Origin of the sequence: Agrobacterium sp. MS2, from assembly GCF_003261015.1 — a bacterium.
In the GTDB taxonomy this organism is placed as follows: Bacteria; Pseudomonadota; Alphaproteobacteria; order Rhizobiales; family Rhizobiaceae; genus Agrobacterium; species Agrobacterium pusense.
The window spans coordinates 1-12225 of sequence record NZ_QLNF01000043.1 but is presented as its reverse complement, the minus strand read 5'-3'; the positions used below and the strand labels follow the sequence as shown (position 1 = coordinate 12225).

The following is a 12225-nucleotide window of genomic DNA, read 5'->3' as shown; positions in this document are numbered from 1 at the left end:
CCCGGCAGCCGGCTGATATTGCAGATCCCCCGCCGCATCGCTGTAGAACATGCCGTGGGCCGTCGCCACGGTCATCAGGGCGTCGATCCCGCTCAGCGAGGTGCCGAGAATGCCGACGGGTTCATTGCGGATCGACTTCAAAACAGTGGCCGGCCAGGGCGAAACGAAGTAGCCGGGTCGTATTTCGGTGCTGTCGGGCCAATTGTGGCCGGTCGCCATCACGACGTGGTCGAAGACTGCGTCCTCCTCTGCGTCGGGACGGGATACCCTCAGCCGCACTGCGGCCGCCTGTATCTCGATATCGGTGACCTTATGGCGGGCCAGCACGTGGATTTCGTGGCCGCGTTCGCCGGCCAGATTTTGCATCCGGGCAAACTGCGCCTGCATGTAGTCGCCGAGCACGAGGCGGGGATAGAATTCCCGCTCATCAATCGCCTCGCGGCGGATGCCGTGGCGCATCAGCGTGTCCTCATCCTGCCGCCGCAGCCATTCGACCAGGGTCTCGGTGAAAGCCGGAAGCTCGATGCTCGGAATGTTGGAGAGCATCGCCGGGTCATTCATATCGGGGTGATAGGGCGTACCCTTGCCCGGCTCTCCCTCTGCTTCATAAAGGGTGATCGACAGGGGAACGGTCGAGCCGATCAGTTGTTTGAACGTGTAGAGGCCGGTTGGACCCGTGCCGATGATCGCAATTCGTGGAAGCATGGACATATCCTATGTCCGGCGAACAATCTCGCACGGCTGTCAGGGAATGTTCCACCCTTGAAATTGTTCCCGCCCTCATGCGCCCGCGCGAACTAGCCTTCGAGAAAAGGGGGATCGTGTGAACGTGATGTGAGATCTGGCCTGCTGCCGGTTTCATGGACACCGAGTTAAGGTGTTCCTCCTGAAACCGGAGAGCATGAATGCAACGAAGGAAGTTCAGCCGCGAGTACAAGCTTGAGGCGGTGAAGTTGGTCAAGGAGCGTGGGGTCTCTGTTGCCCAGGCGGCCCGTGACCTTGATGTCCACGAGAATGTGTTGCGCAAATGGGTTCGCGAATACGGCGACGATCCCAGCCAGTCCTTTCCTGGAAAAGGCCAGATGAAGCCAGAGCAGCTTGAGATTGATCGGCTCCGTCGTGAAGTCGCCAAGTTGAAGGCGGAGCGCGACATCCTAAAAAACGATCACGGGCTTTGGTCCGCCTGTGCGCGGTAGAAACAGGTCATGCTACGATCGCTGCCGGAGGGGAGTTGCCGACTGCTTATTGGAGGCGTTCGACCCCGTTAAAAAACGTGGCACATGGGCTGTTGCGAACTTGAGAGTGGTGACGCTGCTTGGCGGCGATCCCGGTTAGGAAAATGACGAACTTGCGCGGCCCAGCCCCTCCCCAACCAAAGGAGGAGAAGCCATGCCCAAGCCGAGATCATCTGTCCCACAGAACCTCACCCGCATGAACCCGAGCGCAGCCGCGATCGACATCGGGTCCACTATGCATATGGCGGCGGTCAATCCGGACAGCGACGACATGCCAATCCGCGCTTTCGGCACCTTCACCCATGATCTGCATGATCTTGCTGCCTGGTTCCAATCCTGCGGTGTCACGAGCGTGGCTATGGAGTCGACCGGCGTCTACTGGATACCGGCATTCGAGATTTTAGAGCAGCACGGATTTGAGGTGATCCTCGTTAATGCGCGTTATGCGAAGAACGTCCCCGGCCGGAAGACTGACGTCAACGATGCGGCATGGCTTCGCCAGTTGCATTCCTATGGTCTGTTGCGCGGAAGCTTTCGGCCGAACTCACAGGTCGCGACACTGCGTGCTTATCTGCGCCAGCGAGAACGGCTGGTCGAGTATGCGGCCGCCCATATCCAGCACATGCAGAAGGCTCTGATGGAGATGAACCTGCAGCTCCACCATGTCGTCTCCGACATCACCGGCGTAACGGGTATGAAGATCATCCGGGAGATTGTTTCCGGCGAGCGCGATCCCGACGTTCTGGCCTCTTTGCGTGACGTTCGCTGCCACTCTTCTGTCGAAACAATCCGAGCATCGCTGATCGGCAACGATCGTGATGAGCATGTGTTTGCTCTTTCCCAATCACTGGAGCTTTACGACTTCTACCAACTGAAGATGCTCGAATGCGACCGCAAGCTGGAAGCAGCGATTGCCATGATGACTGCTGAAGTCGAAGGGCCGCGCGAGCCGTTGCCAAAAATCCGGACGAAGACCAAGCAGACGAATGCGCCATCCTTTGATGTCCGGGCGGCTCTACACGGCCTGACGGGGACAGACCTGACGCAGATTCACGGTCTGGGCTCGTCGCTCGCCCTCAAGCTCATCGGCGAGTGCGGCACGGACCTACGTGCCTGGCCTACGGCCAAGCACTTCACATCATGGCTCTGCCTTACCCCCGGTAATAAAATCTCAGGCGGAAAAGTGCTTTCTTCGCGAACCCGCCGATCATCCAGCAGGGCGGCCGCATTACTGCGATTAGCCGCAACCACGCTCGGGCGAAGCGACACTGCCCTTGGCGCATTCTACCGGCGGCTGGCAGGGCGTATCGGGAAACAGAAAGCCGTAACGGCGACGGCACGTAAGATTGCTGTCCTTTTCTACAATGCGCTGCGATTTGGAATGGTCTATCGCGATCCAGGTGCCGCCGCCTATGACGAACGGCATCGCGGTAGGGTTTTGGCAAACCTGCAAAGCCGCGCCCGGTCTCTAGGCTTCCAGTTGGAACCCATGATCGCCGAGACGGGTGTTTCTTAGGAAGGCCGCAGCCTACTTTGCCAGGGACGCGATATGAGGTTCGCGTTCATTGCAAAGCACCGTTCGATCTGGCCGGTGGCATGGCTCTGCGAAGCGCTAGGGGTTTCTCGTTCAGGTTTCCATGCCTGGTTCAATCGTTCTGCGAGTGAACGCGCTCGCTATGATGAGGTTCTGCTGGACAAGATCAGGCAGAGCTTCAAAGCCAGCGACCGCACTTATGGTGCTCGCCGTGTATGGCATGACGTGCTGGAAGAAGGATTATCCTGTGGTCTCCATCGTATCGAGCGGCTGATGCGCTTGAATGCGCTCAGGGCGAGGCCGAGACGGCGTGGCTTGCCGAAAGATGCCGGTGACCGTGCCGTCATCATGCCGAACGTGCTGGACCGTCAGTTCATGGCAGAGCGGCCGAACCAGAAATGGGTGGCCGACTTCACCTATATCTGGACAGCAGAAGGCTGGCTGTATGTCGCGGCCGTCATTGACCTGTTCTCACGCCGTGTCGTCGGCTGGTCGATGAATGCCAACATGACGGCCCAGCTTGTCACAGATGCGCTGATCATGGCGATCTGGCGTCGAGGAAAACCAGACGCGCTACTGCATCATTCTGATCAGGGAAGCCAATATACGCGCGAGCAGTTCCAGCGCCTCATGAGCGACCACGGCATCACCTGCTCCATGAGCCGCTCTGGAAATGTCTGGGACAACGCTGCAATGGAAAGCTTCTTCTCATCACTGAAAACGGAGAGAACAGCACGCAGGGTTTATCGCACGAGGAATGACGCCAGAGCGGATGTGTTCGATTACATAGAGCGCTTCTACAATCCGAAGCGTCGCCACTCGACACTGGGCTATCTCAGCCCCAATGACTTTGAAACCAAGGTGGGATTAGCTTAACTCGGTGTCCGAAAAACCGGCAGCAGGCCAAAGGCCGCAAATCTCAAAGGCTCGTCAATCACGTTCTAGTTGAGCTCCTCAAACAGCTGTTCTTCATCGATTTAAAGGATCAGCCCGGCTGCGCCCCCTTGGCAGCCTTGTCGCAATCCATGCGCTAAAAGCCATTTAGCCGGCCGCCGAGACCGTGGCTTGGAATTGAAGCCTGTAGTGGCCCGAATAAATGTCCCAGCCCGCCCGTACGGCGCCAACCCCAATTTGCACGGGTCCCCATCCGCCGGTCTCGATGTTATTCGGCTCAACGAGCGCGGCCAGCAGAGACTTTATAGACTGACTCCTCATTTATGGGCTCCGGGTGCGTTAGTTCATGCGTGTTTGTCGTTCCATGGAACGCCAACATTGGAAACAACTATCTCGTCCCTCACCGTTTAGAGAGAACGGCGCGGACACGAGGTCCGCGCCTGAACTTCACTCGACCGGAGGCGAGGCTTTGCCGAGCTTAAGAGCAGGTTCCCGGCCCCACACCCGCAACTTCCCAAGTTCGGATACAAAAGCGGCAACCCCCCCTTCACCGGGAAGTGCGATCGTGCCTTCGTCGAGATCGTCGGTGATTCCAGCCTTGACGAGAAGCGGGAAAGCGCTCTCGTCGTAGCCGATGAACTTGCAGTGCTGGAATGCGTCCGCCACGAAGTCCCGTGCTGTCGCCTCCTTCACCAAATCCTCAACTGCGCCCGGAGCCGCGAGGACGGCGACGGCGTCGAACAGCACCGAGGGGCCACCGTCGATCATGTGCTGCGCCTCTATCCAGGTCCCATCGGACGCGGTCACGCCTCCGATCTTCGGCGCAATCAGCTCAACCAAAGCCTTCTCCTTCTCGATCACCATCATCAGCTTCTTGAGGAGCTTTGCATCGACGCCATCCGTTACAAGCACGCCGAGTTTGCGGCCCTCAAACCGCTTCGGTCCGCCTTGCACGATGCTAAGCGCGGGAGACGGCTCCAGATCCTGACGTGTGGGCATGGCAGCGTCGGCGGGCTTAGGCATTGTCTGGATTCCGAGCTTCTGGGCAACGGTGGTGGCGAGCGTCTCGTCGATGTTCAGCAGGTGCGAGATCATCCGTTCGCGGATAGCGACGGTCTCGACCTTGCTTAGCTCGAACGTGAGTGCCATCGCGATGTGCCGCTGCTCGGGCGGCGTCTGACTGAGGAAAAACTGGCGGGCCTGGCTATAGTGGTCGCCGAAGCTTTCCGGACGCAGCCGCACTTTCTGGCCGTTCTCCTCGGCCAGAAAGTGGCGGTATCCTCGGGACGGGGCCTGCCGGGGACCTTCCCCGAACGAGTTCGGCTGGTAGTTTACCCTGCCGACCGGGTTGCGCATCGCCATGTGCCCGTCCTGCTGGAAGTTGTGGAAGGGACACTTTGGTGCGTTGATGGGAAGGTGCGTGAAATTCGGTCCGCCAAGCCGCTTGAGCTGCGTGTCGAGGTAGGAAAAGTTTCTGCCCTGAAGAAGAGGGTCGTTGCTGAAGTCGATCCCCGGCGGAACGTTGTGCGTCATGAACGCGACCTGCTCGGTCTCCGCGAAGAAGTTGTCCGGCATGCGGTCGAGCACGAGACGGCCGATTGGTTTTACCGGCAACAACTCTTCCGGAATAATCTTCGTCGGATCGAGGACGTCGAAGTCCCAGTTGTCGGCAAACTCTTGATCAAAGAGCTGCACAGAGAGTTCCCATTCCGGAAAGTTGCCGGATTGGATCGCCTGCCAGAGATCGCGACGATGGAAGTCGGGGTCGGCGCCGTTGATCTTGACTGCCTCGTTCCACGCAACCGACTGGAGGCCGAGCTTTGGCTTCCAGTGGAACTTGACGAACGTGGACTCGTCTTTGTCATTGACGAAACGGAAGGTGTGTACACCGAACCCCTCCATGAAACGGAAGGATCGTGGGATGGTGCGGTCCGACATGATCCACATGACCATGTGCATGCTTTCCGGCGTAAGGCTGATGAAATCCCAGAAGTTGTCGTGGGCGGTCTGCGCCTGGGGGAAGGCCCGGTCCGGCTCCTGCTTTGCGGCATGTACTAAGTCCGGAAACTTGATTGCGTCCTGAATGAAGAAGACAGGGATGTTGTTGCCGACGAGATCCCAGTTGCCTTCCTGCGTATAGAACTTCACGGCGAAACCGCGGACATCGCGGGCGAGGTCGGCAGAACCTTTGTTGCCGGCGACAGTAGAAAAGCGGACAAAGACAGGCGTTTTCTCGCCTGCGCGCTGAAAGATGTCGGCGCGGGTGACGTCGGACAAGGATTCATAGGTTTCGAAGAAGCCGTGGGCGCCATAGCCACGTGCGTGAACCACGCGTTCCGGAATTCGCTCGTGGTCGAAGTGGAAGATTTTCTCGCGGAAATGGAAGTCGTCCATCAGCAGCGGACCGCGGGCGCCGATCCGAAGAGAGTTCTGGTCGTCGGCGATTGGTCCGCCTTGCGACGTGGTCAACACGTCGGCACCGTCCTCAGCGATCTGGTGGAGTTCGCCGCCCGCGCCTCGGTGAAGCTGCTGATCATGGATGGTGACAGTGTCCGTGGAAGAGGTCGAGCGGGTCGCCCGTTTTGTACGCTTTGCCATGGTTATCCCCTTTGGTGATGGCTGGATACAAAAAGGCCGCCCCTGTGGGACGGCCTTGAATAATGCACTGGGACCTCAGGAAGCCTTGCTTTTGCCCTTGGCGTTCGCAGAGGCCTTTGTGAGCTGCGTGAGCTTCTCGTCTGTCGCTTTCTCCTCGGCGAGGTTCGCCTCCAGCAGGGGTACGGCGTCCTTCAGACCAAGCTGTTTGGCCCACTCGATCAACGTGCCGTAACGGGCGATCTCGTAGTGCTCGACTGCCTGGGCGGATGAGATGAGCCCTGCATCCAGAGCCGGAGACTCCTTGAACTCTTCGATGATCTCTTCGCCTTCGGCAATAATGCCCTGTATGGCTTCGCAGGTCTTGCCGCGCGCCGCCTTTCCGAGCAGTTCGAAGACCTCTTCCAAGCGTTCGATCTGGCCCTGGGTCTCCTCGCGGTGCTGCAGGAAGCTTGCCTTCCCTTCTTCCGAATTGGCGGCGCGGGCCATCTTCGGAAGGGCCTTCAGGATCTTTTTCTCTGCGAAGTAGATGTCTTTGAGAGTGTCGAGGAACAAGTCGTCGAGTGTCTTGGTGGCTGCCATTTCAATTCTCCCTTGTGGTTCAAGATCAGGTCTAAGAGTTTGGTTCAGTCAAGCAGGTCGGCGGGGACTTTTCCTCCGTTTTCCGACAGCTTCTTCATGAGAGCCTTGTGAAGAAACGTGTTCATTTTCGCGCTGCCATCGGCGTCGCCGGTGTAGCCTAGTTCCTGCGCCAACTCCTTGCGCTCCTCAAGGCTGGCGTCCATGCCGAGAGCCTTCATCAGGTCAACAATTGAGCGCCGCCAGTCGAGCTTTTGGCCAGACTTCTTCGCCGCTTCGTTGAGTATGGATTCGACGTCGATTGGAGCCCGAGAATTTGAGCCGGAAGAAACGCCTCCGTCTAATTGCGGCGCAGGGTTCGCAGTCTGTGCTGCGGGCGGGGCGGGCTGGCTTATAGCCGGGTTGGCCGCAGTCTCTGACAGTGCGGGTGGTTGAGTGGTAGGCGCGGCTGAAGATGACGGTGCCAAAGAGGCCGTGCTTGACGCTTGCGGGGCGGGCGCGGCATTTGCTTCGCCAAAAATTGCGTCCTTGATGCGGTCGAAGATGCTCATTCATTCCTCCTGCTATGAGCTGGTCAGGGCGCTCGATCCACTCGTAAGCTGCAGCACGCATATGTACCCGGCCGTCGCGAAAAGTTGATGTGCTGTCGCCCCGCCGATTAACGCAGCGAACAAATCGCAGTTCCTTGTGCCCCAGGCTTGGGAGCAAATATTCTTTCGCGTTGGTCGCCCAGCGCGAGGCGGCCCGGTTCGAAGGGCGAGGTGGGCAGCCGCGGTGCACGCTGCTTAGTGCGCGGTGGTCCGCTTGTTCTTTCACGGATTCTTTTTCCGGGATAAGCAACCTTTGTATCGGTGTGATGCCTAATAGAATGCGTGGATCCATGAGCAATTCGGGTCCCGCCGCGTTGGCGTCATTAAGTGGCCTTTCGAAGCAAGCTTGACTCTTCTGCGCTGAGAAAAAACACCGCGATAGCTTTTGTAGAGGACATTAGATCCTGCTCAACACAAGGTGAGGGAGGTCCGTGAAGGATGTCGCGTATCGAAAACCCTCGGGTGATCAACGGACTCAGGGACCACATCGGTAACCCGGAATGGAATGGTCGGGAAGGACCGCGGTTCTACCCTTTGGGGCTTTAATGCCAATCTGCGCTAATGGCCTGCAAACCAGTCCGCCGCGCCGCGCCATTTCCGCCTGAGCACTGAAGCGAACGCCGGTAGCCCGACCCCGCGCGAAGTTCTTCAGCGCTGCGTTAGAGATCCGCTCCCAGGTTTTTCCTCGGTCCCGGCCGGCGGGAACGCGGGGCAGCAGCCCGGGTTCTGCGCTCCAGGCCAGAAGTTGGTCCAAGGATGACGCTGTCGCGGAGGTGGTGCTCGATGAGATAAGCGTCCAGCATGGCACGGTGGGCAGGCAGGCCGATCTCGTGAACGAGCCCTTCCGGCATGCGCTGGTAGCGCAGCATCTGGTTGGAAGCGGGGAAGCTCCGACCAAGACCCCCAGCGCCGACTTCCAAAAACAGACCCATGGTGCGCCGCCGGTACAGCTGGGCGTGCATTAGCGCTGTCGAAACCAGTGCGCTGGGCGGCGAGCGCATCCAGGCACCAGACGGCCGGAGCACGTCTGCGGCAAACTCCTTCCAGAAGGCCGGGTCGGCGACGTCGGCGTCAAGAATATGATGCACGGCGATTGAATCCGGTGTCGTCGGCGGCTCGGGATTGACCACAGAGCTCCGCGCTCCTCGGTCACTCACCACTGGTCATCATCAGCCATAGTGACGTCCTGCCAGCCGATCTCGCAAACGTCGCTCAGACCATTGCCGCCGGTCTCCAGATCGATGACGCGAACTCTAGAGAGAGAATTGTCGGAAATCCTCGTCTATCCTCTAGTTATCCAATCATAACGCCAGATAGAGTTGCGGTTGTTCCCCGTCATCTTCCGACTGATCGTTGGTAAGCGAAGAGAGCGTGACGCCCAGCAGACGGATCGGACGCTTGAACGGATAGACGGTGGAAAGCAGGGCAGATGCGGCCTCCGTGATCTCGGCAACGCCCGTGGCCGGGAGAGTGCCTGTTCTGCTTCGTGTTGCCTGCGTGAAGTCCGAATATTTGATCTTAACGGTTACCATCTTGCCGCTGATCGACTTTGCCTGACAATGCGACCAGCCTTTTGCCGCTGAAGGTTCCATCCGGTGGTGGCGAGGGCTAGATCGTCGGTGTCGTCGACTAACGTATCCTCGGCACCGATTGGTTTTGTCACCCGGTCGGGCCGAACAGGGGGCTCATCGATGCCGCGCGCGATACCGTAAAAGTAGGGACCGGATTTACCGAAGTTCTCAGTCAGGAACTGCAGCGATTTTGATTTCAAGTTGGCTCCGGTTTTGATGCCGAGGCGGTGCATCTTCTCGGCGTTGGCCCACACCGCGAAATTTCTTGACCGCTAGTCCGTCGACGAAAGCTGGGCCGTTCTTCGGGCTGATGACGGTCTGGCCGTTCGGCTTGTTGAGATCCGACGCCATCTTGGCCAAAAACTTGTTGTACGGAATGCCGGCTGATGCATTGAGACCAGCGACTGACTTGATTTTTCGCACGGATCTCCAGCGTGATCTCGGTGGCGATCGGCATGTCCTTCAGATTTTCCGTTACTTCGAGATAGGCTTCATCGAGTGACAATGGCTGATCAGCGGCGTGTATTCGGCAAAGATATCGCGGATCTGTTGGGAAACAGCGCGATAGATCTCGAATGACCTGCCACTGAACTTTCATCCAGTGGCGATTAGAGCCCCGGCGGACGGTGAACCGCCCCAGGTTTCTGGACCATCTGAGGCTAGAGTTTTCCGGCTTCATTCAGGGAGGCGGGCTGGTTGAGCCTCCTGATTTCATCAGCGAGATCGGTACCTTATTGCCGATCGCACCATGCGGCCGAAACTCATTATAGTCTATACGCCAATCCTCCATCTTTTCGCGGGCATCCGCAAGGGTCAGGAACCAGTGCTGATTCAGACATTCGGCGCGGAAGCGGCCATTGAACGCTTCAATGAACGCATTGTCGGTCGGCTTGCCCGGGCGTGAGAAGTCCAAGGTGACGCCTTTGGCGTAGGCCCAAAGGTCAAGATCGCGAGACACGAACTCAGTCCCCTGATCGACACGGATCGTCTTCGGGTAGCCAACTTTCCGGCATACCCGTTCCAAGGTTTGCACGACATCTTCACCTCGATAGCTGTGACGTGGATCAAGCACCGGCACATAGCGCGAGAAGGTGTCGACCACCGTGAGCACCCGCAGTTTCTTGCCGGTCGCGAGTTGGTCGTGAACGAAGTCCATCGCCCAGACATCGTTCGGTCCAACGGCCATTTGCCGATCTTCCCGCAGCTTGGCTTTGACCCGTCGCTTCGGCGTCTTGTTACGCAGTTGCAGGCCCAAGTCTCTGTAAATGCGATAGGTTCGCTTGATGTTGGTCCCCCAACCCTCGCGCTCCAACAATACATGCACGCGACGATAGCCGTAGCGAACACGTATCTCGCAGATCTCACGAATACGACGTTCCAGACCGGCCTGATCGGCACGGCGAGAGGTGTAATGGTAGGTCGACCGATCGAAGTTCAGTGCCCCACAGGCACGCCGGATCGAGATCATCCAATCCCGGCACATGCCTTTCACCATCTCGCGTTTCCGAGCAGGCCTTAGAGCTTTCGCCGAATGACATCCTGCAACATCTCACGGTCCAGCGTCAGGTCCGCGACGATCTTCTTCAACCGCGCATTCTCGTCCTCGAGCTGCTTCAGCTTCTTCATCTCCGGCGGCAGCATGCCCGCGTATTTTTTCTTCCAGTTGAAATAGGTCGCCTGGCTGATCCCCGCCTTCCGGCAGATCTCCGCAACCGACACTCCTTCATCACCCTGCTTCAGAATGAACGCCTTCTGTGCGTCCGAAAACTGTGATGCTTTCATCGTCTTCCGTTCCTTTCCCAGCCAGGAAAATGCACCGGAAAACTCTAACCAAAAACGGTCCAGTTTGAAGGGTTCAGATCACCCCTTCATCGCCTATCAAACTCCAAGTTCAGTTAACCTTACGATGCCAGTTCTGTCTCATGGGCGCAGATGTCAAACAATGTAGAAAAGTAGGGACCTTCGAGACATCCTTGTTTTTAACTTTCGATCACAAGGATAATCGCGATGATGACATTCCGACGGGAAGTTTCACATAAGCTGCGCGTTCTTCAACATGCCGAGCGTCACGGTGACGTATCGCAAACCTGCCGCTATTTCGGTATTGGCAGAGCCAGTTTCTATCGATGGAAATCGGCTTTCGAGCGCTATGGCGAGGCCGGGCTTGAGAACCGATCCTCCGCACCAAAAAATCCCGCTAACCAGAAGCCTGCAGAAATCATCGAGAAAGTCTTGCATCTGCGCACCAGATATCATCTCGGCCCGATGCGCATTTCCTGGTATATGAGCCGGTACCATGCCATCACCATCTCTGACGCCTGCATCTATAGAATTCTGAAGCGGAACGGGCTTAGTCGGCTTCCCGGCGGTACGCGTGTTAGGAAAATCCATACCCAGAGATACGAGCAGCGCGTGCCGGGGCATCAGATACAGGTCGACGTAAAATTCCTGAAATTTGAAGGCGTTGACGGCAAGGTCGTCAAGCGCTTCCAATACACGGCAATCGACGATGCCACCCGCATCCGGGCCTTGAAGGTCTATGATCGCCACACCCAGGCCAACGCCATAGACTTCATCGACACCGTAATCGCCAAATTCCCGTTCCGCATTCGCGAAGTGCGCACCGATAATGGGCACGAGTTCCAGGCCAAATTCCACTGGCACGTCGAAGACCAGGGCATCCGGCACGCCTATATCAAGCCAGCGTCGCCCCAACTAAATGGAAAAGTCGAACGGTCACACCGCACTGATGATCAAGAGTTCTACCAGCTTTTGTCATATACAGACGACACCGACCTCGTTCAAAAGCTCAGCGAATGGGAGAGGTTCTACAACCTTGCAAGGCCGCATGGCGCTTTCAATGGAAAGGCACCTTACGAAATCCTCCGCGAACGCCTATAATCCAAACAAGGATGTCTCATCGCCCTTCAGAAGATTACATACTATGAACGTTTGGCTGGTGTGCACCGTCATACGGCTCTCCACATATCCCTGTTTATTTATTTTGATTCAAGTAAGCACTGAGCGTGGCATTGGTCAGTCAACCTTTTGTTACGTTCGTCGTTGTAAGGGCGCGAACGTGAGCGAAGCTGGATTGTTCCGGTAGCTCACTGGTTCTTCACCAAGGCCTAGTTGTAAGTGTATGTCTGCACGAGCCCCAGTGTGTTTTTTGAGAGTAGCCTGAGCCAGATAGCCAGCAGCGGCGGGACATTTGCTTTACCTCGGCT

Annotated in this window: 8 protein-coding genes and 3 pseudogenes; 4 read left to right on the top strand and 7 right to left on the bottom strand. The window is 57.5% G+C overall.

The window, feature by feature from the left end; translation table 11 throughout:
- Window positions 1–705, bottom strand: a 705-nt coding sequence (locus DOU54_RS28130) for an FAD/NAD(P)-binding protein (RefSeq protein ID WP_286079914.1), incomplete at its 3' end; no start/stop codon positions are given.
- A gap of 200 nt (window positions 706–905) precedes the next feature.
- On the opposite strand from DOU54_RS28130, the pseudogene DOU54_RS14990 reads away from it, so the two are divergent.
- The 3 genes and pseudogenes from DOU54_RS14990 to DOU54_RS14980 form a co-directional block, all read left to right on the top strand.
- Window positions 906–1175, top strand: a pseudogene (locus DOU54_RS14990) (transposase); the annotation flags it as partial.
- Between the two features lie 214 nt (window positions 1176–1389).
- Entirely contained in the window at window positions 1390–2751 is a 1362-nt protein-coding gene (locus DOU54_RS14985) for an IS110 family RNA-guided transposase (protein WP_113731504.1), read from the top strand.
- Window positions 2752–3645 (top strand): annotated as a pseudogene (locus DOU54_RS14980) (IS3 family transposase); the annotation flags it as partial.
- A 465-nt stretch (window positions 3646–4110) separates the two neighbouring features.
- On the opposite strand, the gene katE reads toward DOU54_RS14980, so the two are convergent.
- From katE to DOU54_RS14950, 6 genes and pseudogenes are all read right to left on the bottom strand, one after another.
- Window positions 4111–6261 (bottom strand): catalase, encoded by a 2151-nt coding sequence (gene katE / locus DOU54_RS14975; RefSeq protein WP_072492890.1) that lies wholly within the window; start codon window positions 6259–6261, stop codon window positions 4111–4113.
- Between the two features lie 75 nt (window positions 6262–6336).
- Entirely contained in the window at window positions 6337–6840 is a 504-nt protein-coding gene (locus DOU54_RS14970; protein WP_113731503.1) for a YciE/YciF ferroxidase family protein, read from the bottom strand.
- Window positions 6841–6884: 44 nt separating this feature from the next.
- Window positions 6885–7388, bottom strand: coding sequence for a DUF3597 domain-containing protein (locus DOU54_RS14965; protein ID WP_072492888.1), 504 nt, complete (start codon window positions 7386–7388; stop codon window positions 6885–6887).
- A 698-nt stretch (window positions 7389–8086) separates the two neighbouring features.
- The gene (locus DOU54_RS28125; RefSeq protein ID WP_279795939.1) at window positions 8087–8515 is read right to left on the bottom strand and encodes a hypothetical protein; all 429 of its coding nucleotides are present in this window, start codon (window positions 8513–8515) and stop codon (window positions 8087–8089) included.
- Between the two features lie 213 nt (window positions 8516–8728).
- Window positions 8729–9574: pseudogene (gene dinB, locus DOU54_RS14955) on the bottom strand (DNA polymerase IV); the annotation flags it as partial.
- Window positions 9575–9677: 103 nt separating this feature from the next.
- A protein-coding gene (locus DOU54_RS14950; RefSeq protein ID WP_104679491.1) for an IS3 family transposase occupies window positions 9678–10780 on the bottom strand; the annotation gives its coding sequence in 2 pieces (ribosomal slippage) (window positions 9678–10519 and window positions 10519–10780; 1104 coding nt in all).
- Window positions 10781–11005: 225 nt separating this feature from the next.
- On the opposite strand from DOU54_RS14950, the gene DOU54_RS14945 reads away from it, so the two are divergent.
- Window positions 11006–11899, top strand: coding sequence for an IS481 family transposase (locus DOU54_RS14945; RefSeq protein ID WP_113731502.1), 894 nt, complete (start codon window positions 11006–11008; stop codon window positions 11897–11899).
- Window positions 11900–12225: the final 326 nt, after the last annotated feature.

Coding starts and splice junctions, on each gene's coding strand:
- DOU54_RS14985 (WP_113731504.1), top strand. CDS start 1,390: ATGCCCAAGCCGAGATCATCTGTCCCACAGAACCTCACCCGCATGAAC.
- katE (WP_072492890.1), bottom strand. CDS start 6,261: ATGGCAAAGCGTACAAAACGGGCGACCCGCTCGACCTCTTCCACGGAC.
- DOU54_RS14970 (WP_113731503.1), bottom strand. CDS start 6,840: ATGGCAGCCACCAAGACACTCGACGACTTGTTCCTCGACACTCTCAAA.
- DOU54_RS14965 (WP_072492888.1), bottom strand. CDS start 7,388: ATGAGCATCTTCGACCGCATCAAGGACGCAATTTTTGGCGAAGCAAAT.
- DOU54_RS14945 (WP_113731502.1), top strand. CDS start 11,006: ATGATGACATTCCGACGGGAAGTTTCACATAAGCTGCGCGTTCTTCAA.